23 protein-coding genes and 2 pseudogenes are annotated in these 20,724 nt (G+C 71.4%); 14 read left to right on the top strand and 11 right to left on the bottom strand.

What is annotated here, in order from left to right; all coding sequences use genetic code 11:
• On the bottom strand, positions 1 to 660 hold the full coding sequence (locus tag BMY61_RS15650; RefSeq protein WP_236655853.1) for a cytidylate kinase family protein: 660 nt from the start codon (positions 658 to 660) through the stop codon (positions 1 to 3).
• A gap of 218 nt (positions 661 to 878) precedes the next feature.
• Between BMY61_RS15650 and BMY61_RS15645 the strand changes: the two genes are divergently transcribed.
• The 5 genes from BMY61_RS15645 (at position 879) to BMY61_RS15625 (ending at position 5,654) form a co-directional block, all read left to right on the top strand.
• Positions 879 to 1,253 (top strand): hypothetical protein, encoded by a 375-nt coding sequence (locus tag BMY61_RS15645; protein WP_042442977.1) that lies wholly within the window; start codon positions 879 to 881, stop codon positions 1,251 to 1,253.
• Between the two features lie 93 nt (positions 1,254 to 1,346).
• Complete coding sequence (locus tag BMY61_RS15640) at positions 1,347 to 2,618, top strand: acyltransferase family protein (RefSeq protein ID WP_082014736.1); 1,272 nt, start codon at positions 1,347 to 1,349, stop codon at positions 2,616 to 2,618.
• Positions 2,619 to 2,717: 99 nt separating this feature from the next.
• Positions 2,718 to 3,914 carry a hypothetical protein gene (locus tag BMY61_RS15635; RefSeq protein WP_052438315.1) on the top strand — a complete coding sequence of 399 codons (1,197 nt, stop codon included), beginning with the start codon at positions 2,718 to 2,720 and terminating at the stop codon, positions 3,912 to 3,914.
• Positions 3,915 to 4,114: 200 nt separating this feature from the next.
• Entirely contained in the window at positions 4,115 to 4,987 is an 873-nt protein-coding gene (locus BMY61_RS15630) for an LLM class F420-dependent oxidoreductase (protein ID WP_042442688.1), read from the top strand.
• Positions 4,988 to 5,117: 130 nt separating this feature from the next.
• Positions 5,118 to 5,654, top strand: coding sequence for an AAA family ATPase (locus BMY61_RS15625; RefSeq protein WP_042442686.1), 537 nt, complete (start codon positions 5,118 to 5,120; stop codon positions 5,652 to 5,654).
• 55 nt (positions 5,655 to 5,709) lie between these two features.
• Here BMY61_RS15625 and BMY61_RS15620 read toward each other — a convergent pair whose 3' ends face one another.
• The 3 genes from BMY61_RS15620 to BMY61_RS15610 all read right to left on the bottom strand — a co-directional run bounded on the left by BMY61_RS15620 (position 5,710) and on the right by BMY61_RS15610 (position 7,571).
• Positions 5,710 to 6,285 carry a hypothetical protein gene (locus BMY61_RS15620; protein ID WP_052438314.1) on the bottom strand — a complete coding sequence of 192 codons (576 nt, stop codon included), beginning with the start codon at positions 6,283 to 6,285 and terminating at the stop codon, positions 5,710 to 5,712.
• Positions 6,282 to 6,866, bottom strand: coding sequence for a hypothetical protein (locus BMY61_RS15615; protein ID WP_052438313.1), 585 nt, complete (start codon positions 6,864 to 6,866; stop codon positions 6,282 to 6,284). The genes BMY61_RS15620 and BMY61_RS15615 overlap by 4 nt, the downstream gene beginning before the upstream one ends.
• Positions 6,867 to 7,133: 267 nt before the next feature.
• On the bottom strand, positions 7,134 to 7,571 hold the full coding sequence (locus BMY61_RS15610; protein WP_042442967.1) for a glutaredoxin domain-containing protein: 438 nt from the start codon (positions 7,569 to 7,571) through the stop codon (positions 7,134 to 7,136).
• Between the two features lie 146 nt (positions 7,572 to 7,717).
• Here BMY61_RS15610 and BMY61_RS15605 point away from each other — a divergent pair, with 146 nt between their 5' ends.
• Positions 7,718 to 8,257: a hypothetical protein gene (locus BMY61_RS15605; RefSeq protein WP_042442684.1), complete on the top strand. Its 540-nt coding sequence runs from the start codon at positions 7,718 to 7,720 to the stop codon at positions 8,255 to 8,257.
• A 40-nt stretch (positions 8,258 to 8,297) separates the two neighbouring features.
• On the opposite strand, the gene BMY61_RS46215 is transcribed toward BMY61_RS15605, so the two are convergent.
• The 5 genes from BMY61_RS46215 to BMY61_RS15580 form a co-directional block, all read right to left on the bottom strand.
• The gene (locus tag BMY61_RS46215; RefSeq protein ID WP_042442683.1) at positions 8,298 to 8,564 is read right to left on the bottom strand and encodes an STAS domain-containing protein; all 267 of its coding nucleotides are present in this window, start codon (positions 8,562 to 8,564) and stop codon (positions 8,298 to 8,300) included.
• A 238-nt stretch (positions 8,565 to 8,802) separates the two neighbouring features.
• Positions 8,803 to 9,174: a hypothetical protein gene (locus tag BMY61_RS15595; RefSeq protein WP_143094361.1), complete on the bottom strand. Its 372-nt coding sequence runs from the start codon at positions 9,172 to 9,174 to the stop codon at positions 8,803 to 8,805.
• Positions 9,175 to 9,242: 68 nt separating this feature from the next.
• A complete protein-coding gene (locus BMY61_RS15590) occupies positions 9,243 to 9,701 on the bottom strand; it encodes a GNAT family N-acetyltransferase (protein WP_042442679.1) in 459 nt (152 codons plus the stop codon).
• Between the two features lie 499 nt (positions 9,702 to 10,200).
• The gene (locus BMY61_RS48385) at positions 10,201 to 13,929 is read right to left on the bottom strand and encodes a tetratricopeptide repeat protein (RefSeq protein WP_177240381.1); all 3,729 of its coding nucleotides are present in this window, start codon (positions 13,927 to 13,929) and stop codon (positions 10,201 to 10,203) included.
• Between the two features lie 38 nt (positions 13,930 to 13,967).
• On the bottom strand, positions 13,968 to 14,405 hold the full coding sequence (locus BMY61_RS15580; protein WP_042442677.1) for a hypothetical protein: 438 nt from the start codon (positions 14,403 to 14,405) through the stop codon (positions 13,968 to 13,970).
• 447 nt (positions 14,406 to 14,852) lie between these two features.
• On the opposite strand from BMY61_RS15580, the gene BMY61_RS15575 reads away from it, so the two are divergent.
• Positions 14,853 to 15,212: an Imm51 family immunity protein gene (locus tag BMY61_RS15575; RefSeq protein WP_052438310.1), complete on the top strand. Its 360-nt coding sequence runs from the start codon at positions 14,853 to 14,855 to the stop codon at positions 15,210 to 15,212.
• A gap of 141 nt (positions 15,213 to 15,353) precedes the next feature.
• Positions 15,354 to 15,538 (top strand): annotated as a pseudogene (locus BMY61_RS48800) (IS256 family transposase); the annotation flags it as partial.
• An 80-nt stretch (positions 15,539 to 15,618) separates the two neighbouring features.
• Here the strand turns inward: BMY61_RS48800 and BMY61_RS15565 are convergent.
• On the bottom strand, positions 15,619 to 16,023 hold the full coding sequence (locus tag BMY61_RS15565) for a hypothetical protein (RefSeq protein ID WP_042442675.1): 405 nt from the start codon (positions 16,021 to 16,023) through the stop codon (positions 15,619 to 15,621).
• Positions 16,024 to 16,278: 255 nt separating this feature from the next.
• Between BMY61_RS15565 and BMY61_RS47630 the strand changes: the two are divergent.
• Together BMY61_RS47630 and BMY61_RS15555 are read left to right on the top strand one after the other, a co-directional pair.
• Positions 16,279 to 16,434 (top strand): annotated as a pseudogene (locus BMY61_RS47630) (IS256 family transposase); the annotation flags it as partial.
• 45 nt (positions 16,435 to 16,479) lie between these two features.
• Complete coding sequence (locus BMY61_RS15555) at positions 16,480 to 17,001, top strand: P-loop nucleotide/nucleoside kinase family protein (protein WP_042442959.1); 522 nt, start codon at positions 16,480 to 16,482, stop codon at positions 16,999 to 17,001.
• 65 nt (positions 17,002 to 17,066) lie between these two features.
• Here the strand turns inward: BMY61_RS15555 and BMY61_RS15550 are convergent, their stop codons facing one another.
• Positions 17,067 to 17,837, bottom strand: a complete 771-nt coding sequence (locus BMY61_RS15550; protein ID WP_042442673.1) for a pirin family protein — start codon at positions 17,835 to 17,837, stop codon at positions 17,067 to 17,069.
• A 142-nt stretch (positions 17,838 to 17,979) separates the two neighbouring features.
• Between BMY61_RS15550 and BMY61_RS15545 the strand changes: the two genes are divergently transcribed.
• The 4 genes from BMY61_RS15545 (at position 17,980) to BMY61_RS15530 (ending at position 20,691) form a co-directional block, all read left to right on the top strand.
• Positions 17,980 to 18,474, top strand: a complete 495-nt coding sequence (locus tag BMY61_RS15545) for a MarR family winged helix-turn-helix transcriptional regulator (RefSeq protein ID WP_042442671.1) — start codon at positions 17,980 to 17,982, stop codon at positions 18,472 to 18,474.
• Between the two features lie 114 nt (positions 18,475 to 18,588).
• Positions 18,589 to 19,122: a YceI family protein gene (locus BMY61_RS15540; protein WP_042442670.1), complete on the top strand. Its 534-nt coding sequence runs from the start codon at positions 18,589 to 18,591 to the stop codon at positions 19,120 to 19,122.
• Positions 19,123 to 19,156: 34 nt separating this feature from the next.
• On the top strand, positions 19,157 to 19,738 hold the full coding sequence (locus tag BMY61_RS15535; protein ID WP_042442668.1) for an NADPH-dependent FMN reductase: 582 nt from the start codon (positions 19,157 to 19,159) through the stop codon (positions 19,736 to 19,738).
• Positions 19,739 to 19,752: 14 nt separating this feature from the next.
• Positions 19,753 to 20,691 (top strand): oxidoreductase, encoded by a 939-nt coding sequence (locus BMY61_RS15530; protein ID WP_082014734.1) that lies wholly within the window; start codon positions 19,753 to 19,755, stop codon positions 20,689 to 20,691.
• Positions 20,692 to 20,724 lie beyond the last annotated feature (33 nt).

The following is a 20,724-nucleotide window of genomic DNA, read 5'->3' as shown; positions in this document are numbered from 1 at the left end:
TCAGTGTGGTCGGACTTCCCAGGTCGGCCGGTCGAGTTGATCGTTGTGCACGATGATGTCGGCGCGGTCGGTCGGGCGGGCCGCGGCGAAGTACAGCTCTTGGGCGGGGATGTAGCGCTCGCGCCACGACCGTTCGATGTCGGCGGTGTCGGCGGTGGATCCGGTCACCGCAGTGCTTCGGTCCCGGGCGCGATCCACCGTCTGCTCGAACGGGACGGACACGAAGATGCGCAGGTCCCACCGGTCGAAGAGTTCTGGGCGCAGCAGGAAGACGCCGTCGAAGAGCAGTACGGCGTCGGCGGCTGCGGTGCTGGCCGGCGGGGACAACGGGGTGTCGGTGGCCCCGTCGAAGACCGCGTGCCGGAACCTGCGGTCTCCGCCTGGGCCCAGCGGGTCGAGCAGGACCCGGCACAGCGCAGCGCGGTCGTGAGCGTCGAAGTAGCAGCCTTCGGCCGAGTACCGTCCGCGCCGGTAGCGCTGTGCGCGGGGGACGAGGAAGTCGTCGATGGTCGCGCGGATCACGTCGCGGCCGTGCGCACGCAGGACGACGGCGAGCTCGTCGGCCAGCGTGGTCTTGCCGGAGGCGGGCGGCCCGTCGACGGCGACCCGCAGTGGGTGCGTGGCCGTGACGGACGAGATCGCCCCGGCCAGTCGGCTCACGAACTCCCCGCGCGCGCCTTGGTCCCTTGCCGCCTCTGCCACGGTTTCCACGTATAGCACCGCATCCAGGGCTGCGCCCACCGCCGCGTCGTCCGCGCGTACATGCGATGACGAGCGGGCCCGCCCCGATCCGCGTCAGCGACCGAGGAGGCGGCCGCGAGCACCGGACAAAGGTGCCCGCACCGCGGCAGCTGCGCCTCGGCTGTAGCATCGCCCACATGTCGATGCCGGATGCGCTGCTCATCGAGATCGCCGCCACCGTGGAAGCCGAACAGACCAATCAGATGCCGCTCACCGTGCTGGTCCACGGCGCCGTCATCACCGGCAGGCTGGTTCCGGAGGGCGTGTGGCGGCAGCACGTCGCCGGACTGCTGCGGGACTCCGAGCTCCTGGGTCCCTTCGCCGGCATCTTCACGGGACCGACCGGCGACGCCCGGGCCGACAGCGACCGGACGCCCTCCCACCTGCATTTCCACCGGGCGCGGATTCTCCAGGGTCAGATGGGCATTCCGGAGACAGGCGGTATGTACCGCATCGCCATCAAGGACGTCAGCGCATGGACGGCCGGGGACTTCGGCTACGTCGACCACTGAACCCTTCGGCGGCCCCCGCCGCTTTCACTCGAACCGCCGAACCCGGCGTGGCACTACCCGCCGTCAGGCACGCACACTCAGTAGCTTCTTCGCATGAGCGACGCAGTGGCAGCAGTGCATGCCGGACAGCGACGCTCCGCCGAGGCCGCTTCGCCCGCGTCGCCGCGACTGGGGTGGTTGGACGCCCTGCGCGGGATCGCCGCCTTGGCCGTGGTCTTCCAGCATGCGGCCCCCTCGCTGCTGTGGCAGCCGTACCGGATCGAACATCCGCGGCTGGACACCGGGATGCTGGGCGTCTTCCTGTTCTTCCTGATCAGCGGCTATATCGTGCCCGCGTCGCTGGAGCGCCGCGGCGACCTGCGGGCCTTCTGGGTCGGCCGGGTGTTCCGGCTCCACCCTCCCTTCCTGGTCGTCGTGGCGGTCGGCGCCCTGCTTCCGCGGGCGTTCGCGGCGGTGGACCCCCGGGTGTGGCAGCAGTGGCCGGCCGGGGTGGGGAGCGCGCTGATGCTGCCCGATCTTCTGGGGATGCCGGGCGCGTTGCGGGTGGCCTGGACGCTGACCTACGAGATGGTCTTCTACTTCCTGGTCACGGCCCTGTTCGCCTGGGGGCTCCACCGGGTCAGCGGTCCGATCGCCGTGGGTCTCACCGTGGTCGGTGTGTTCGCGGGGAGCGCGCTGCCGCTGGGTCTGCTGTCGCACGCCGGCCGTTCCGTACACGGGCTGGTGGCCGTCTCCGCCGCCGTCGTGGTGCTCGCCCTGGTCTGCATCTTCAGCGCGCACCCGACGGCGCGACGCATCGGCGCGGCACTGCTCGGGGGGCTCGCACTGACCCTGGTCCTCCTCAACGGTCGCACCGCCGGCTTCGAGACCATGGCCATCTTGGCCACGATGTTCGCGGGCACGGCGATCTACCGTGCGGAGCGCGGGCAGATCAGCCGGACGCAGGGGCTGGTCTGCTGCGGTGTGGTCTTCGTCGGCACCGTGGTGGCGGGCGAACGGCAGGGAGGCCACTACCTCGGCCTGCTGTGGACTGCCTCCGCCGACAGCTGGTGCGCCGGCTTCGCCGCCGCCTGGCTGCTGTTCCTGATGGGCTGGCTGCTGCGCAACCGTCCGATTCCACGGGCCCTCACCTGGGTCGGCGCGGTCAGCTACGCGATGTACCTGCTCCACGTACCGCTGCTGAGCGGCTTCGAGTGGATGTTCGCCGAGATCCACACCAAGCCCGTGACACCCTGGCAGGAACTGCTGTGGTCCGGCGCGTTCCTGGCGGTCCTGGCCGCCGCCAGTCACCTGCTGCACCGCCTGATCGAGATCCCCGCTCAAAACCTTGGACGCCGACTCGTCCGTCCCGCGCCGACCCCATGACCCCGCCACGCCCCGTTCCGGGGCGCGTGCCGGGAACCCGGCGCGGGCGGGGCGGCGTCACTCACTTCGGGGGCGAACCGTGCGAGGAGGTGTGGGGACATGTCGCTGCGGGCGAGCTGGCACCGGTGGGCGCTGACGCTGTGGGCGCTGGTGTGGATGGTCGCGGAGATGCCGGGCGGGGCCTACTCGTGGCACTACTTCTCCCACGGGAGCGCCCTGCTCTTCGACGGGGCGGGGGCGAATCCGCCCGGGGGGCTGCACCTCTACGCGAACTACCCGAGCCTGCAGATCGGCCCGTTCGCGTTCGTGTGCGCGCAGGTACTGCGGTCGGTGGGCCCGGACAACGGTGTCGTGGCCGGTCAGCTGGTGATGACGGCGGCCGGGTTGCTCGTGCTGCACACCCTGGAACGTTGCGTGGCGACGACCCGCCCGGACCTGGAGCAACGCCCGGCCGCCCTGCGTCGGACCCTCGTGCTGGGCGGCGGCGTGTTCCTGGTGGTGTGGGAGTCGCTGGCCGTCCACTACGGGCATCTCGACGACGCGCTGGCGCTGCTGTGCGCGGTGCTCGCGGTGCGGGCACTGCTGGCGGACGCCCCGGCTGTGGCGGGGCTCTGTCTCGGCCTGGCCGTGGACGCCAAACCCTGGGCACTGGCCTTCCTCCCACTGGTGCTGGCCGCGCCCCGGATCCGGCGGCGCCACGTCGCCGTCTACGCGGCGGCCACCGTGGTGCTGGCCTGGCTGCCGTTCGTGCTCGCCGATCCAGGGACGCTGACGGCGACGCAGTACGCCATCGTCAACGAGCCCTCCTCGGCGCTGCGCGCCCTGGGGGTCGGCAGTGCCGGCACGCCCTCGTGGGACCGGCTCGCCCAGCTCGTGACCGGCTGCGGCCTGGGCCTGTGGGCCGTGCTGCGGGGCCGCTGGCAGGCGGTGCTGCTGCTGGGCGTCGGCGCGCGGATCGCGCTGGATCCGGGCGTCTACGCCTACTACACGGCGGGACTGTTGGTCGGCACGCTGTGCTGGGAGCTGCTCGGCCTGCGGCGCCCCGTCCCGTTGTGGTCGCTGACCGCGTTCGCCGGCCTGCACCTGGCCCCCGGGGTCGTCGGGGACCCGTCGCTGCTGGGCGACCTGCGCCTGTGGACCGTCCTGCTGCTGGCGGCCGGCGCGATGCTCGTCCCGCGCGACCGGTGTGCGGGCCGTTCACTCCCCGGTGCCACGCCCGCCGCGATCACGGACCCGGCCCTGGTCGTCGGCGACCTTCACCGCCTCCCCGAGCGACTGGAGATGACGTCGCGTTGAAGCGGCGGGCCGAGGGGCCGCCCCGGGGCGGCCCCTCGGCTCCGGTGAACCGACCCCCGACGACGTTCGGCCAGGGCCGGGGCGACGGCGCGCCACGCGGCCGGCATCGCCTGATCCGGTTCTGCCGCACGCGCGGATAGGCTGGGCGACGTGGGGCGGCAATGCCGCCCGCCCGTCAGTCGCGTCTGCGGAGGTGTCCGTTGAGGTTGGGGCTGCACTACTGGAACTACTCGACGCCTGCCGATCCGGCGCGGATCGCACCGACCCTGGCCGAGACGGCGCGGGTGGCGGAGCAGGCGGGGTTCGACTCGTTCACCGCCATGGACCACTACTTCCAGATGCAGACGCCGACCTCCGAGGCAGACGAGCCGATGCTCGAGGGCTACACGACCCTCGGCTATGTCGCGGCGCTGACCGAGCGCATGAAGCTCGGCCTGCTGGTCACGGGCGTGATGTACCGGCAACCCGGCCTGCTGGCGAAGATCGTCACCACTCTCGACGTGCTCTCCGGCGGCCGCGCCCGTCTCGGCCTCGGCGCCTCGTGGTACGAGCGTGAGCAGCACGGGCTCGGCGTCCCCGTGGTGTCGGTGACCGAGCGCTTCGAGCGGCTCGAGGAGACCCTGCAGATCTGCAGGCAGATGTGGAGCGAGGACAACGGGCCGTACGACGGCAGGCACTACCAGCTTGCGGAGACGCTGTGCGTGCCGGCGCCGCTGACCCGGCCCCACCCGCCGATCATGATCGGCGGAGGCGGCGAGAAGAAGACGCTGCTGCTCGTGGCGCGTTACGCGGACGCGTGCAACCTGTTCGGCTCCAGCCCCGAGGACGTGGCGAACAAGCTCGACGTCCTGCGCGCGCACTGCGCCGACGTCGGCCGCGACTACGCCGCGATCACGAAGACGGTGCTCGCGATGCTGCCACCGCTGGCCGACCCGAAGGCGTTCCTTGGCCAGGCGGAGCAGTTCGCCCGCCTCGGCGTGACGGAACTGCAGGTGATGCCGGACCGCGACCCGGTGGAGTTCGCGCAGCGGGTGGGGCAGCAGGTGGTACCGCAGCTCGCGTCGATCGGCTGACTACCACTCGCGCCGCCCGGCGGCTGGGCCTCAGCCGACGCCGCCGGAGCCGAGGAGGAGCCACGGGAGCGGCAATCGTCCGTGCGCGAGTGGGTGCCCGCCATCGCACCACGAGCTACGGTCAGGGAGCATGAGGACCGGCTCGCCTTCCACACGGCTCGTGGTGCTGCGCGGGAACTCGGCATCGGGCAAGAGCAGCATCGCGCTCACGATCCGGGAGCGATTCGGGCGTGGCGTGGCCCTGGTGGGCCAGGACAATCTCCGCCGGACGGTGCTGGGAGAGCAGGACCGGCCCGGCGCGGCGAACATCGGGCTGATCGACACGGTGACGCGCCACTGTCTGGACGCGGGCTTCCACGTCGTCCTCGAAGGCATCCTGCACACCGCGCACTACGAGCCCATGCTCACCGCGCTGCGTGCCGACCACCGAGGGGTCACCCGGTGCTACTACCTCGACGTGCCGTTCGAGGAGACGCTGCGCCGGCACGCCACGAAGCCGCAGGCGGTCGAGTACGGCGAAGCGGAGATGCGCGGCTGGTACCGACCGTTGGACCTGCTCGCCGGATCGGCCGAAACCGTGGTCCCCGCCCACAGCTCCCTGCACGCCACCGTCAGCCGGATCCTGCGGGACACCGGCCTGGACCGGCTCCCCGCACGCCAGGACTGAACGACGCGCCGCGGGCCGCGCGCCGGACGGCGGTGACGCGACCGCGGTTCGGCGATCAGAGCTCGAGCATGCGGTTCAGCAGGTCCCGGTACTGCTGCAGCACGACGCGGAGATGCTCGGTCGAGGTGCCCGTGTCGTGGGCGGCGCTGCCCGGTCCCTCGGCCTGCCAGCTCCGGCGCACTGCGGCGCTGCACGCCGACAGCGCCTCGGCGATGCGTTGGCCGGCGCGTCCGACGACCGCGTCCGCCTGCTCCACGGCCTGGCGGGGATCGTCGACGAAGTCGAACTGGACCTGCTGCCAGTCGTCACGCAGGCGCAGGGCGACCTGCGGATCGAGGACGAGGCTGCGGCGGGGCCCCACTGTCCCCTGCACCTGCGGTGACGGGCCGCCCCGCGCCGTCCCAGCGGCCGGTGCCGGCGCCTGCGCCGGCGCTGATGCCGGTGCCGAGTCGTGGTGGACGTCGGCGTCCGTGTCCGCGCGCGCGGGACGGGGTGAGCGCGCGAACGCGCCGTCGTGCTGAACCGCGTACCCTGCCGCCGCGTTCGGCTCGGCAGGCTCCGGTTCCACTGCCTCTCCGGCGCGAACCGCCGCCGCGGACCGCTGCTCCGCCACGGTCTCCGGTTCGGTCATCGGACCCTCCCACCCACCAGTCGCGCATCCTCACCTTCGGTGCTCGGAAGGTCCTCCGCGCCGAGCAGGGCCTCGCACACGCTCCTGGCACTGACGAAGCCCTCACGCAGCTCCTCCGTGGAGACCGTGCCGTCGGTCGACCGCTCGGTCACCCCCCGTGCCCGCCGGTAGGACTGCAGGACCTGCGCACCACGGAAACGCAGCAGCGCCTCCCGGTCCTCACGCTCGGCCGGCAGTCCCATGTCGTCCAACAGCTCCTCCAGCGCTCGGACCGCACGCGCGAGAACCGCAGCGGGCTCGTCGACGAACTGCCGCTGCAGGTCGCGCCACCGCACCCGCACCTGCTCCGCGCGGGCAGGGTCCGGACGCCGGACCGGCAGAGCGTCGAGCCGCCGTTCCCGCTTCAACAGGGCACTCTGCGCGCGCCTGGTGCGGCCCTGATGGGCAGTCACGGCAGCGCCGTACTCCGACCCGAAACGCTCCTTGAGACGACGGGTCCTGCGCGCGGATGCATCAGCGACCGCGGCGGCGAACGCCGCGACGAGCAGGACCACCAGAATCACGACCCACGGGACGGGCATGTCGCACTCTCCCCTCGAGAGCAACGGACTGGGCGGACCGGCAGGCGGGGCCGCGCGGTAGCGCCACGCACCGCGCGGACCAGGTGGCGCTGCGCGGGGACCGGCGCGTCACCGAGGGGCGCCTACCCCGCCCCGGCGCGGCCACACGGTCCAACTTCCGTGACCTGCAGGCATATCCGCCAGGCCGGGGACCGCGCAGTCGGCACAGAAGCGCGCCTGCCGGCCGCGCCGGGCACGTGCGTGCGGGGTCGTGCCGGGTCTCGGGTCTCACACGAGCGAGCGAAGCTGTTCGCGCAACCACGCCGGGTCGGGATTGGTATGCGGACGACCAGCCAGGACGACCGTCGGCACTGTTTCGTTGCCGTCGTTCACCTCCCGCACGATCGCCGCCGCGTCCGGGTCGCGCCAGATGTTCACCCAGTGCGCACGGCGCGCGCGGCGCCCCAGGCTGACGCGCAGCCGCATGCAGTAGGCGCAGCCCGGCCGCCAGTAGACGACGGGTCGGCCGTCCTCCTCGGCCCGGCGTCGGGCCTCCGCGCTGTCGACGGACCGCGGGAAGATCAGCGGCGAGACCGCGACGGCGAGGGCCAGGTAGACCACCAGGAGAACCGCACCGAAGACCACTCGGCCCGACACGAGCAGCCACGCGGCAACGATCGAGCCGCAGAGCGCGATCAGCGTCGGCGGCATCCATGCACGGATCATGGACGCGAACACTAGCAACCGCCGGATGGAGCAGCCAGACGCGCCCGGAGAACGCTCGGAGCCGGACCCGGTCGCCGCTGTCGATGCAACCGGGGTCGGGGGTGGCGCGTATATCCAGCACCAACGTCACACGAGATCGGCCAGAGATGACACGCCACGGACGCCTGCTGCTGTTGAGCATCGCCACCTGCACGGCCGCCACCACCGCTGTTCTGACCGGATGCACGCCGCACACCCCCACGCCGCACACCTCCACGCCGACCGCCACCGCGTCGGCCACCGCCGCATCGGCCACCGCAGCGCCGTCGTCGCCGAGCGGGGTGGTGGCGGGCTGCCGGTCCCTCCCGGCGTCGAGCGCCGTCCGGACAGCCGTCCTCGACGCCTACGAGCGGGCCAGCCGACCGCATCCGACCCACATCACGCCCAAGGGGGTTTTCTACTACGGCGTGTGCGACGGCACCGCCTTCGCGGCCACTCGCTTCATCCCGACCAGCGGCGCGACGCAGCAGGAACTGGTCGCATCGCAGGACGAAGGGGCGGCAACGAAGTACTTCAGCAAGGCCCCCGGCCAGGGCTGGGGCTACGACGCGTCCGACGGAGCCCCCCGCAACCCCCGGGGCTGCGCTGCCGTCTCCCAGATCCCCCGTCAACTCGCCGCCGCCTGGGCTGACTGCCTGGAGCACTGAAGCCGATCGTTCGTCCGGACTCCTGCCACACCGTCCGCGATCAACGGTCGGCGGCGCGGAGGTGGTGGAGGAGCCTGGTGACGGCGGGTGAGGGGTGGTGGTGCAGGGGCCGGCCGGAGCGCTGCCAGGCGGTGAGGGCCGAGAGGAACCCGGAGTCGGCGAAGGTGAGGGCGGTGGTGTCCAGGACCAGGGCCTGGTAGCCGTCCTCGACGGCCCGGGCGAGTATCGCGCGCAGCGGGGCGGTACTGAAGTGGTCCGCCTCCCCGGCGAGGGCCAGGTGCAGCGTGACGCCTTCGGCGCCGGTCACCCGCAGTTCTATGACAGGCGGCGCCTGGTCGGCCTCTCGGCCGGGGGTCCCGGCCACGGTCGAGGCCGCGCTGGTGGCAGTGGTCAGTATCGGACTTCCGTCAGAGCTGTTCACGGCCGGTTCAACGCGGCGCGGACGTGCGAGTGTTGGTTCGACTCCGAGGTTCACCCGGGCGGTCGCCGCAGGTCACCGGGCTGGGTGCACCCGTGACGATCGTTGCGCACGTCCAAGCCGACGATCAGGTCCTCGCGCGCGAGGAACCGCGTCCGTCGGCGAAGGCTGTGAGCGCTGCGCGCGCCGCAGGGTAGATGTCCGCCGGGAAGCAGCGGTCGGATTCCAGCGTCGCTCGGAGCAGCGGGGATGCGGCAGCGGCCGGGGTGCCGACTTCGGCGACGTGGCGGACCGCCGCGCGGCAGGGTTCGTCCGCGAGACCGGACTTCAGCGGTGCCAACGCCGCGAGCGCCGGCGCGACCGCGCGGTCGCCGTGCCGGGGGTCGTCCAGCCGCAGGTCGTCCGGATCCACGCCCACCTCGACGAGGTACTTCCGCGCGAAGAAGCCGTGCTCCGTCCCGATCGCTCCCACCGTTCGCGCCCCCACCCCGGATACCATGGCCCGCAGGGTACAGCCGCAGGACCGTTCCTGATCGGGAGGGTTGACGCTGCGACAACGGGCGTGCGTCAGCCGAGTTCCCGGACGAAGTGGTAGTGCTCGCCGATGGCCGGGACGGTGAACTGTGCGCCGACGGCGGTGAAGCCGTGGTGCCGGTAGAAGCCCGCTGCGGCGAGTCGGCCGCTGCACCACAGCAGACGGGCGCCGCGTGCCGCGCTCTCGTCCATGCCTGCGCGCAGGGCCGCGCTGCCGAAGCCCTGGCCCCGAAGGTCCGGGGCGCTGGCCATCTTCCGCAGCCGCCGGACCTCCACGGCGGTGAAGGTGCCGCCCGAGACGTCGTCGGGCGGAGGTTCGGTACTGAAGGTGGCGCAGGCGCCCAGGTCGCCGCTGTCGGTGTAGACCGCGACGTGGAAGGTGTCCGGGAGCAGGTCGACGTCGGTGAGCGCCGTGTCACGGGGTCGGCCGGGCCGCAGGACGTGCCAGCGCAGATCCAGCACTTCCGCGACGGGGACGAGCTTGACGAGCATCGTGCTTCCTCACGGTTCGGTGATGGCCTGCTGCAACGGGCGGAGGAGACGGTGCCCGGCCGTGCGGGCGTCCGGCTCTCCCCCGTGAGCAGCACCCTACGGTGCGTCCCGCGTTGGCGCGCAGCGTGGTGGCGGGCGGGCTGGGTCTGGTGCTGCGGCCAGACTTCGGCAAGCGTGTCGGCACAGGCGGTGGCGTGCCGGCGCGGGCGGTCAGGGCATAGATCCGGACGGTCCGTGACCCTGCCAACGGATCAATGGTCAGCAGGGCGTAGCGATGCGGGGTCCGGAGCGGCGGCGACCTCCGCCGGTCAGGCGTGCGTCATGCAAGCGGGTCGTCGCCAGGACCCCGCCGATACCCGTGTGGCTGGCCGGCCACTACGCCTGCGCGGTCCGCGGTTCGATGGTGTCCTCCAGCACCACCAACCCTGCCGAGTCTGAATCGCGGTGGGGCCGTAGAAGTGACTGCCGCTCACGCCATCCTGGTCGTGCCCGGAGACGCTCATACCTGAGGTCCGAGGCTTGGCGGTAGCGGGTTCTCGTCCAGCCAGCTCTGGACCGCTGCCGCGTCGTCCACCCGCCCGAGATCTACAAGCACCATTGCCTGCAGATTCAGCGCGACGTGGAGTGGGGGATGCAGCACGGGTGCTGCGGCAATGTGCCGCCGGTAGATCTCGATCGCTTCCCCCGTCGAATGAAGCACTCCGGCAAGATCGCCTCCTGCTGCCCTGCTGAGCATGCCCATGAAAGTTAGCGAGGTGGCGAGGTCGGGCTCATGGGCGGCAGGGTTGCCCGTAACCGGGTCCGCCAACCGCCGATAGACCGCCACCGCCGCAGTCGTGGCCTCCAACGCCTCCGCCCGCCGACCCACCTGCGCTAGCCGGGCGCCGAGGTTGCTCAGCGCCGCGGCGAGGTCCGGCTCGTGGGCGGCGGGGTTGCCCGTAACCGGGTCCGCCAACCGCCGATAGACCGCCACCGCCGCAGTCGTGGCCTCCAACGCCTCCGCCCGCCGACCCACCTGCGCTAGCCGGGCGCCGAGGTTGCTCAGCGCCGCGGCGAGGTCCGGCTCGTGGGCGGCGGGGTTGCCCGTAACCGGGTCCGCCAACCGCCGGTAGACCGCCACCGCCGCTGTCGTGGCCTCCAACGCCTCCGCCTGGCGACCCACCCCCGACAGATCGGCACCGAGGTTGTTCAGGGCCCCCGCGAGGTCGGGCTCGTGGGCGGCGGGGTTGCCCGTAACCGGGTCCGCCAACCGCCGGTAGAGCGCCACCGCCGCTGTCGTGGCCTCCAACGCCTCCGCCCGCCGACCGAGCTCCGACAGCCAGATACCGAGGTTGTTCAGCGAGCTGGCCAGGTCGGGCTCATGGGCGGCGGGGCTGCCCGTAACCGGGTCCGCCAACCGACGCCGAATCGCCACCGCCTCAGTCGTAGCCTCCAGCGCCTCCGCCGACCGCCCCACCCCCGACAGCCGAGTGCCGAGGTTGTTCAGCGAGCGGGCGAGATCAGGCTCATGGGCAGCAGGGTTGCCCGTAACCGGGTCCGCCAACCGCCGATAGACCGCCACCGCCTCAGCGGACGCCTCCAACGCCTCCCCCCACCGCCCCACCCCCGACAACCGACTGCCGAGATTAGACAGCGAAGCGGCGAGGTCAGGCTCGTAGGTGGCAGGGTCGCCCGTGACCGGGTCCGCCAACCGGCGCCGAATCGCCACCGCCTCAGTCGTGGCCTTCAACGCCTTCCCCCGCCGACCCATCCCCGACAGCCCGGCACCGAGGTTGTTCAGCGCTGCGGCGAGATGCCACTCGTATGCGGCGGGGTTGCCAGTGGCCGGGTCCGCCAACCGCCGATAGACCGCCACCGCCTCCGTCGTGACCTCCAACGCCTCCGCCTGGCGACCCACCTCCGACAACCAGATTCCAAGGTTGGAGAGTGACCCGGCGAGGTCGGGCTCATGGGCAGCGGGGTTGCCCGTGAACGGGTCCGCCAACCGCCGATAGACCGCCACCGCCTCAGCGGTGACCTCCAACGCCTCCGCCCACCGACCCACCCCCGACAACCGAGCGCCGAAGTTGTTCAGTGCGGCGGCGAGGTTGGGCTCGTGGGCGGCGGGGTTGCCAGTGGCCGGGTCGGCCAACCGCCGGTAGACCGCCACCGCCTCCGTCGTGACCTCCAACGCCTCCCCCCGCCGACCCGCCTCCGATAGATCGGCACCGAGGTTGTTCAGGGCCCCCGCGAGGTCGGGCTCGTGGGCGGCGGGGTTGCCCGTAACCGGGTCGGCCAACCGCCGGTAGACCGCCACCGCCTCCGTCGTGACCTCCAACGCCTCCCCCCGCCGACCCACCCCCGACAGCCGGACACCGAGGTTGTTAAGCGAGCTGGCGAGATCAGGCTCAAAGACCTCAGGGTCGCCCGTGACCGGGTCCGCCAACCGGCGGCGAATCGCCACCGCCTCAGCGGCCACTTCCAACGCCTCCCCCCGCCGACCCATCTCCGACAGCCACACCCCGAGGTTGTTCAGTGCGGCGGCGAGGTCGGGCTCGTAGACGGCAGGATTGGTGCGGGCAAGGTGTCGCCAGGTGTTCAGGGCGTCTTGCGCGGCGGTGAGGGCGGCGTCGCGCAGGCCAGCGTAGTGCGCTCGCACCGCAAGGTGGTCGTTGATGCGGGCCCGGGTAAGCAGGTCTTGGGTGGCGGCCAGGCGGTGGCCGGCCAGGGTGCTGGCGATGGCGGCGATACCGAGGTCGAGGTCGGTGTGCCGGCCTTCGGGTAGCAGAGGTTCGATGGCTTCCAGAACGGTGATGTCGATGTGGTCGAGGCTGGCTAGGGCAGCGAGGGCGGCGCCGCCTGCCTGCAGTGCGAGTTCGGGATGCTCCTTGAGGAGGGGATAGAGCTGGCCGGTGGCGACATGGGGCCAGCGGCGGGCGGTTTCGATCAGGACTGTCAGCGCGTCCCGGGTCCAAGGCGCAGAAGGGCCGGCAGAAGTGCGGCCGCTGAGGAGGAGGCGTGAGACCACTTTGCCGGCCCAGTCGTCGGTTACTGCCCCCGAAACCGGATGGGCTGTGCTGTGGTCCGGTGGGGTGGTCAGGCCGATGAAGTCCTCGCCGAGGCGGTCGGGGTAGAGCGGCTCGAGAACCGTGTCGGGCCGGATGGCGGGATAGCAGTACAGGTGGTCGTCCAGGACGGTGTTGGCGGCGGCTTTGGTGTCGGCAAGCCCTGTGCGCTGCAGCACACTCCAGCCGTGCGGGTCGCGAGCCAATGCGCGGGTGAAGGTCGCGATCAGCACTGCCCGCCCCATGGCCTGCGGGGTGGTGGCCAACGGCTCATGCGCGCGACGGTGCAATTGGCTCCAGTGGGCGCGTTCGCGCTTGAGGAGGTAGGCGCTGGCGCGAGCCGGATCGCTCGGAGCGGGATCGTTGTGCAGGGCGGCGTCGACGGCGGCCAGGGCAGCGATGTGGATGGTCAGGATCTGCGCGTAATCCTCGTCGTGGTCCAGGTCCGCTGGCGGTCCGATGCGGCTGTGTTGCTCGTCGGGCAGGCCGAGTTGGTCCGCGAAGCTGTTGCGGGCCTGCTCGTACAGCTCGGCCCGGGCCGCGGCGTGGGTGGCCAGCGATAGGAGCGGGTGGGCTTCAGATGCGGCGTCGAGGTGGTCGCCGATCCAGGTGTTCAGGCTGTCCCACCAGAGTCCGGCCGGGCGGGCCAGGAGCAGGACCCGTACCGGAACCTGGCCGTGGTGCAGCAGGGGCTCGCGCAGCAGCTGGCGCAGCTCAGCAGTTGGCCAGCGTTCTGCGTAGTCGACCACGAGCACGACGCCGGCCGCGGCCTCGGGGGCTTCACCGGTCGCCACTCGGTCAGTGTCCGCCTCGTTCACAACCGCCTGCCACACCGTCCACCCAGCCTGACGACTCAGTTCGGCGAAGCGCGCAGCCAGACGGGTCTTGCCCTGGCCGCCAGGGCCGTGGATCAGTCGGACCGCAAGTCTCTCTGTCGGGTCGTCACGCCAGCGCGCCAGGTTGTCGAGATCGTGGGCGCGGCCGGTGAACGGCACCACCCGATGCCCGGCCCGCAGCAGCCGCGAAGGTTGCCGCTCCAGCGCCCGGGCAGGTACTGGCGCGGACACGGCCGGGAAGTCCTCGATCCGGTACGCGGGCTTCCACCGGTAGACGAACTGGACGTTCTGCACGCCGCCCGGGCCGGTCTGGATCGCGGTGGGACCGTGGAAGGTGCTGCCGTTCACGCCACCCTGGTCGGTTTCGGCACCGGGGTGGGGGCGGGTCATGGCTGTGGGCCGAAGCGGACGTCCTGGCGGTTGTGGTCTCCGATCTGGACGGCGGTTTGGCCGTGGAAGGTGTTGCCGGAGAGCACGTTGGTGCCGCCGGGCTGCGGCGCGGCCTGCTCGAGCAGGGCTCGCAGTTCGGCAGCGGCCTGCTCCCGCTGCTCGTCGTCGAGCTCCTCGAGCAGGGTCTCGATGCGGGTCTGCCAGGCGATCTCCTGCCGGGCCCTGACCCGCTCCAGCTCGATGGGGGCGGCTGCCTCGAGCTCTGCCGCGCTGCGGTCCAGGCGCTCGAGCTCACGTTGTTCCCGTTGCGCGTCGCCTCGGCCGAACCAGCGTGCGACCTGGTCGCGCAGTCCCTTCCACAGGTCGGTCCCTGCCGCTTTCGCGACCGCGGTTCCACCTGCGGCCGCCAACGCTGTCAACGCCTCCGCCAGCATCGTGCCCCCTGCCGTTCGCTTGCTCTTGACTGCAAGGCGACCGTAGCGCCAGCTGCGGTCTCGCACAGGGGTTTCCGCTGATCTCGGGTTGAGGTGCGGCCGTGGTCCAAGTTGGCTGGCCCGGCGGAGCTGGGGCCGGCCACGTCGAGGCTCGCCACCGCCACCAGCATACCCACCCCGGTATGTGACGCGTCCCGCCCCCGATCGTCAGGGCCGCGATGGCGGCGCCGAAGGCCACAGTCGAGCACACCTCGCCACCGGCCCGACGGCGCCATCCGGATCGCCGGGCCTTGCCGGGGCGACGGTCACCGGTGGACGAATCGGGCACCGGGTGGGGACCCGGGAACGTACGGCGGGACTTTCTCTCGTTCCGTGGCACGTCCGGGTCGGCTGCCACCGGGCGCGAAGCAGACGGACGGTGTCAGACAGGTCCCCTACCATCTGCGCATGAACGACGCATCAGCCCTGGCCCCGTTCCATCTGGATGAAGGCGGCGAAGGTGACCCCTGGCACTGCCTCTATCTCTTCGACGGGGACATGGAACGGGTCGCCGACGTCTTCGAGGAACACAACGCCGAGAGCCATGGTCACGGCTGGCAGGGCCTGGCCGTGTCGCTGGTCCGTTCCCGTATGCCCGAATTTGTCGACGCTCTCCAGTTCGGTTCGGAGGCGGGCACTTTCGTGGTCACGAGCGCGGACCTCAACGCGCTGACCCGCCTGGCGGGCCTGTTGCATTCCGCGTTCCACCATCGCGCGCTCCTCGGCGAGTTGATCCAGGAGGCCGACCCCAGGTTCCTGCCGCGTTGAGCGTTCCCGCCCGGCGGCGGGAGCAATGCTCGGAACCTGTGGGCCACTCTCGGGCCCGACGCCGAAGGCGTACCTTCCGGATGATCCTTTGGAAGGTCTCCGAGTAGGCCCGCGCTCCCAGCGCGGGAGGGAAGGCACGCCGTCCTCAGCGCAGTCACCGTTGACGACTCCACCCGTCTGGCGCCCTGATCGACGAGACCGTCCGCGAGGGCGCCCGCCGGATGCCGGCCGCAGCCTTGGAGGCGGAAGTCAACCAGTACATAGCCGAGTTGGCGGCCGAGACGGACGAGCGCGGACGGCGCCCGGCCTCCCGCACATGTAGGCACTACTGGCGAGGGTGCGCCAGGCCGGCAACCCACGACAACGTGTGAGCGAGGCCCGGCCCAAACCGGCACCTCCATACCGTCTAGTTTCCCCAGCCACAGTGCTGGAGCCCGGCGTGGAATTCCTTGTTGGAGTCGACGTAGTCGCCGTAGAGGTATCCGCTGTGGTACTGCCAACCTTCCCAGCTGTAGTACACCCGCTCGGTGTAGTACCAGACGTTTCCGCCGTTATCGATGTCGTCGCCCCTGACCCAGCAGTACGCGAGGATGGCGTCTTGGTGGTCGTGGGGGCCGGGGCACAGGTCGGGCACGCCGGTCTTTCCCATGTCGACCTGCCACGACTTGTAGACCCCGGCGCAGTGGCTCGGGCTGCTCAGCCAGACGATAGTCTCCGCGTGGGCGGGTGCGGTCGTGAGCGCCGCGAGACCGGTGACGGCGGCGACGAGGCCGACGGCCTTGGCCGCGAGTCGGCCCTTGAAGATCTGCATGGGTCCCCCTCCATGGTGCAAGCCTTCCGAGTACGCGAACGCCTGCTCCGCCGTCTGCTGACCCGACGCGGTGATCGGGCGCGGGCTGACCGTGGAGCAGCGGTCTCACGGTGCCTCAGGGGGATGCGTGGAGTCTAGTTTCCCGGACGAGCCCGGATGAACCCGGATGAGCCCGGACAGCCACAGCCCCGTCGTATCCGTCGTGCCCGCCCCAAACCGGCACCTCCATACCGTCTGGAATCCGCACCTCTCCCGAAGCTTCGGGCCAAGGTCACCCGCGGCGCCGGCAGCCCGGCAGCCGCCCTCGCGATGGTCTTCAAACTCGTTGAGTCCGCCCAGGCCCGCTGGCGAGCGGTCACCGCACCGCACCTCGTCGCCCTCGTCCGAGCCGGCACCCGCTTCTCCGGTGGCGGCCAAGGGGCCGACGGCGGCGGTCCGTCCGATAGCTTCACCCGCATGGACGAAGTGGACCTGCTGCCGCACCTGGACGGGACGGAGCGCGGGCTCGTCGTGATGATGTGCGGCCTGCCCGGCTCGGGCAAGAGCACCTACGCGCGGGCCCTCGAGAGCCGCGGTTACACCCGGCTGTCGATCGACGAGGTGGTGTGGGCGCGCATCGGTCATGACGCAGCCGACCTCGACCCGGCGGATTACGAACGGCTCAAGGCCGCCGTCGAGCAGGAACTGTGGAACGAACTGCTGGAGTTGATGGAGGCGAAGCTCCCTGTCGTGATCGACTACAGCTTCTGGAACCGCGCCACCCGCGAGCGCTACAAGGCCGCGGTCGAGAGCCACGGGTGCCGATGGGAACTGATCCGCCTCAGGGCCGACCTGGATACCCTGCGTCGCCGGCTGGCCGTCCGCAACGAGCAGACCGGCGCGAACAGCGTCACCGTCTCCGACGAGGTTCTGGAGCGCTACTTCGCGGCCTTCGAGGAACCGGTCGGCGAGGGCGAGCGCGTCATCGTTCAGGAGTAGTGCCCAGGTCGTGACCGCTCCGGCAGGGACGCGACCGCCTCGTGGGCCGACAGTTCTTCCACGGGTCAGATCCGCGCCGCGGCATGCATCTGCCAGACCAGGATCTCGGCCGGCCCGAGGGCGGTGACCTGCCGGCCGCCGGTGGCGGTGAGGCGGGCCGCGTCGCCCTCGGCGAGCACGCCGGCGCCTTCGAGGTCGACCGTGCCGCGGGCGACGAACAGGTGCAGGAACGGCGCGTCGGGCAGGACCACGTGGCGGCCGGTGTCCAGGCGGGCTGCGTGCAGGGCGGCGAACCGGTTGCGGATCCGGATGGCCGTCGTGTCCCGGTGGGCGTCCATGCCGGAGGCGACGGTGACCAGGGAGCCGCGCAGGAGCTCGTCGCCGATCTCCAGCTGCTCGTAGCCGGGTGTCACGCCGGCCTCGTCGGGCAGCACCCACATCTGCACGAAGTGCACGGGCGGCGTGGCGGTGGTGGCACCGGTGGCGCGGTGGGTGTCGTTCTTCTCCGAGTGCAGGATGCCGGTTCCGGCGCTCATGCGCTGGGCGAGCCCCGGGTAGATCACACCGGCGTGGCCCGTCGAGTCCTGGTGGACGAGCGAGCCTTGAAGCACCCACGTGACGATCTCCATGTCCTGGTGCGGATGCGTCTCGAAGCCGGTGCCGGGCTGGACCAGGTCCTCGTTGTGGACCAGCAGCAGGCCGTGGTGGGTGTTGGCGGGGTCCGGATGGGCGGTGCCGAGCGAGAAGGAGTGCCTGGAGTCGAGCCAGGGCAGGCGGGTGGCCTGGCGCTCGTCGGAGCGCCGGATCTCGACGGTGGGTGTGAGCAGTCCGGGCATGGTGGCCTCCTCCGGGTCATATGTTGAATCTTCAACCTTGAGAATAGGCCCGCATCACTTGAATGTTCAAGTCCGAGCGCCTGGCTCGCCAGTGGTTCTCAGGTGCATGTCCTCCGCAAGGGGCGACTGCTACCCTCCCGGTATGACCACCGAGAACGACGCGCCCGCGGACGAACACGGGGGCCCTTGGCTGACCTCCGGCGAACTGGACTCGTGGCTGTCAGTGGTCCGGCTGATGACCCGGCTGCCGTGGGCCATCGACGCCCAGCTCCAGCGCGACGCCGACCTGAGCATGGTCGAGTACATGGCTCTCGCGATGCTGTCCGAGGCAGCCGGGCGGACCCTGCGGATGAGCACGCTCGCCGAGAACACCAGCACGTCGCTGTCGCGCCTCTCCCACATGGTCAAGCGGTTGGAGAGCCGCGGCTACGTCCGCCGCGAGCCCGACCCGGCCGACGGGCGCTTCACCAACGCCATCCTGCTGCCCGCCGGCATGGCCAAGCTGGAGTCCGCCGCCCCCGCGCACGTCGCCTTCGTTCGCCGCCTGGTGGTGGACAACCTCTCCGGCGAGCGGCTGCGCCGCCTGGGCCAGGACGCGGAGCGCATCCTCGGGCGCATCGACTCCCCCGCTCGCTGAGCACGGCTTCCCGCTCGAGGGAATGAATGCCGCACCTCCGGCGCTGTCACTTGAAGCCTCAAGTTGAGAGAGCTAGGGTTTCACTTGAAGGTTCAAGCGATCGAGGAGGACATCATGACCACCGCAACGCCGACGCCGACCCCCGGCCACTACGCCATCGACGTCCCCCGCTCGGAGATCACCTTCACCACCAAGCACCTGTTCGGCCTGGGCACCGTCCGCGGCAGCTTCCAGCTGCGCGGCGGCAACGTCTCCCTGGCCCAGCCGCTCACCGCGACCCGTGTCGACGCCGTCGCCGACGCGGGCAGCTTCGACACCGGCAACAAGAACCGCGACCGCCAGGTCCTGTCCAAGGCACTGCTGGACACCGAGAACTACCCCGACATCGTCTTCAGCGCCGCCGGCGCCGAACTCGACCAGGCCGGAGCCTGGGCCCTGCAGGGCCGGCTGACCGCGCACGGTGTCGACGCCCCGGTCACCTTCACCGTGACCAAGGCCGAGGTCGTCGGCGACGAGATCGCCGTGGAGGCCACCGCGACCGTCGACCGCTACGCCCACGGCGTCACCAAGCTCAAGGGCATGGCCGCCCGGCACCTCCAGCTCACCGCCTCCGTCCGGGCCCGCCGCACCGACGGCAGCCAGGCCTGATGACCGGGCCGGCAGCGCGAAAGGAGTGAACGACATGAGCGACACGAGCACCGGGACCACCCTCAAGATCGCCGTCATCCTGGGCAGCACCCGCCCCGGCCGCAACGGCAAGGCCGTCGCCGACTGGATCGTCGACCGCGCCGGCGCCCGCACCCACGCCGAGTACGAACTCGTCGACCTCGCCGACTGGCCGCTGCCCTTCATGGACGAGCCCGTCCCACCGTCCATGGGCCAGTACCAGGGCGCGCTCACCAAGGCGTGGGCGGCCAGGATCGCGGAGTTCGACGGCTTCGTCTTCGTCACCCCCGAGTACAACCACTCCGTCCCGGCCGTGCTGAAGAACGCCATCGACACCGTCTACGCCGAATGGAACAACAAGGCCGCCGCCTTCGTCTCCTACGGCACCGTCGGAGGCATCCGTGCCGCCGAGCACCTGCGCAGCATCGCCAGCGCCGTCCAGCTCGCCCACGTCCACCAGCAGCTGGCCTTCTCGCTCTTCACCGACTTCGAGAACCTCTCGCTCTTCAAGCCCGGCGCGCACCACGACGCCCCGGCGACGAAACTGTTCGAGGAGCTCGAGGCCTGGTCGACCGCCATGAAGGCCCTGCGCGCCTGACCCTCGGAGACACCATGCCCGAACAGACGCCTGCCCCTGTCCCTGCCCCCGCCTCCGTCCCCGCCCCCGTCCCCGCCGCGGACAGCTACCCGCTGGGCCGGGGCCGGGTGCACCGGATCGGCTACGGCGCGATGCAGCTCGCCGGCGACAACGTCTTCGGCCCACCCCGCGACCGCGACGAGGCCCTGCGCGTACTGCGGGCGGCGGTCGGCGCCGGCGTCGACCACCTCGACACCGCCCAGTACTACGGGCCCGGCGTCGTCAACGAACTGATCCGTGAGGCCCTCCACCCCTACCCGGCGGGCCTGGCGATCGTCAGCAAGGTCGCCGCCCGTCGCGACGAGCACGGTGCGGTCCTGCCGTTCGACGAACCGCACCAGCTGCGTCAGGGCATCGAGGAGAACCTGACCTCCCTCGGCACGGACCGCCTGGCCGCGGTCAACCTGCGCCTGGTCGACCGCACCGCGCCGCCCGGCCCGCGCTTCGACGCCCAGGTGGCGGAGCTCGTCCGGGCCCGCGAGGAGGGGCTGATCGAGGGCGTCGGCCTCAGCAACATCACCCGCGCCCACCTGCTGCGCGCGCTCGAACAGACGGACGTCGCCTGCGTCCAGAACCTCTTCAACCTCGCCGACCAGAGCTCCCTGGACGTGCTGCGCGAGTGCACCGGACGCGGGATCGCATTCGTCCCGTTCTGCCCGCTCGGCTGGCCGCGCGGCGTGCAGAACCGGATCATGAGCAGCCCGGCGGTGGCCGGCGTCGCCGCAAGGCTGCAGGCCACACCCGCTCAGGTCGCCCTCGCCTGGCTGCTGGACCTCGCCCCGAACATCCTGCTCATCCCGGGCACCCGCACCCGCGCCCACCTGGCGGAGAACCTCGCCACCTCGACCGTGCGCCTCGACGCCGCCGCCCGCGCCGAGCTGGCCCGGCACTTCCCGCCGCCGACCGAAGCCTGACGCCGTACCCCTGACGCCGTACCCCTGACGCCT

The organism is Streptacidiphilus jiangxiensis, assembly GCF_900109465.1.
Taxonomy (GTDB): domain Bacteria; phylum Actinomycetota; class Actinomycetes; order Streptomycetales; family Streptomycetaceae; genus Streptacidiphilus; species Streptacidiphilus jiangxiensis.
This window is presented reverse-complemented; position numbering and strand designations above follow the sequence as displayed.

Bases quoted from the DNA above. Each gene is read 5' to 3' on its own strand.
- BMY61_RS15645 (WP_042442977.1), top strand. From the start codon at position 879: ATGTCGATGCCGGATGCGCTGCTCATCGAGATCGCCGCCACCGTGGAA.
- BMY61_RS15590 (WP_042442679.1), bottom strand. From the start codon at position 9,701: ATGCTCGTCAAGCTCGTCCCCGTCGCGGAAGTGCTGGATCTGCGCTGG.
- BMY61_RS15545 (WP_042442671.1), top strand. From the start codon at position 17,980: ATGACCACCGAGAACGACGCGCCCGCGGACGAACACGGGGGCCCTTGG.
- BMY61_RS15565 (WP_042442675.1), bottom strand. From the start codon at position 16,023: ATGCAGATCTTCAAGGGCCGACTCGCGGCCAAGGCCGTCGGCCTCGTC.
- BMY61_RS15535 (WP_042442668.1), top strand. From the start codon at position 19,157: ATGAGCGACACGAGCACCGGGACCACCCTCAAGATCGCCGTCATCCTG.
- BMY61_RS15620 (WP_052438314.1), bottom strand. From the start codon at position 6,285: ATGACCGAACCGGAGACCGTGGCGGAGCAGCGGTCCGCGGCGGCGGTT.
- BMY61_RS15605 (WP_042442684.1), top strand. From the start codon at position 7,718: ATGACACGCCACGGACGCCTGCTGCTGTTGAGCATCGCCACCTGCACG.
- BMY61_RS15635 (WP_052438315.1), top strand. From the start codon at position 2,718: ATGTCGCTGCGGGCGAGCTGGCACCGGTGGGCGCTGACGCTGTGGGCG.
- BMY61_RS15530 (WP_082014734.1), top strand. From the start codon at position 19,753: ATGCCCGAACAGACGCCTGCCCCTGTCCCTGCCCCCGCCTCCGTCCCC.
- BMY61_RS15640 (WP_082014736.1), top strand. From the start codon at position 1,347: ATGAGCGACGCAGTGGCAGCAGTGCATGCCGGACAGCGACGCTCCGCC.
- BMY61_RS15575 (WP_052438310.1), top strand. From the start codon at position 14,853: ATGAACGACGCATCAGCCCTGGCCCCGTTCCATCTGGATGAAGGCGGC.
- BMY61_RS15580 (WP_042442677.1), bottom strand. From the start codon at position 14,405: ATGCTGGCGGAGGCGTTGACAGCGTTGGCGGCCGCAGGTGGAACCGCG.
- BMY61_RS15610 (WP_042442967.1), bottom strand. From the start codon at position 7,571: ATGATCCGTGCATGGATGCCGCCGACGCTGATCGCGCTCTGCGGCTCG.
- BMY61_RS15550 (WP_042442673.1), bottom strand. From the start codon at position 17,837: ATGCCCGGACTGCTCACACCCACCGTCGAGATCCGGCGCTCCGACGAG.
- BMY61_RS15625 (WP_042442686.1), top strand. From the start codon at position 5,118: ATGAGGACCGGCTCGCCTTCCACACGGCTCGTGGTGCTGCGCGGGAAC.
- BMY61_RS15615 (WP_052438313.1), bottom strand. From the start codon at position 6,866: ATGCCCGTCCCGTGGGTCGTGATTCTGGTGGTCCTGCTCGTCGCGGCG.
- BMY61_RS15540 (WP_042442670.1), top strand. From the start codon at position 18,589: ATGACCACCGCAACGCCGACGCCGACCCCCGGCCACTACGCCATCGAC.
- BMY61_RS15555 (WP_042442959.1), top strand. From the start codon at position 16,480: ATGGACGAAGTGGACCTGCTGCCGCACCTGGACGGGACGGAGCGCGGG.
- BMY61_RS15595 (WP_143094361.1), bottom strand. From the start codon at position 9,174: ATGGTATCCGGGGTGGGGGCGCGAACGGTGGGAGCGATCGGGACGGAG.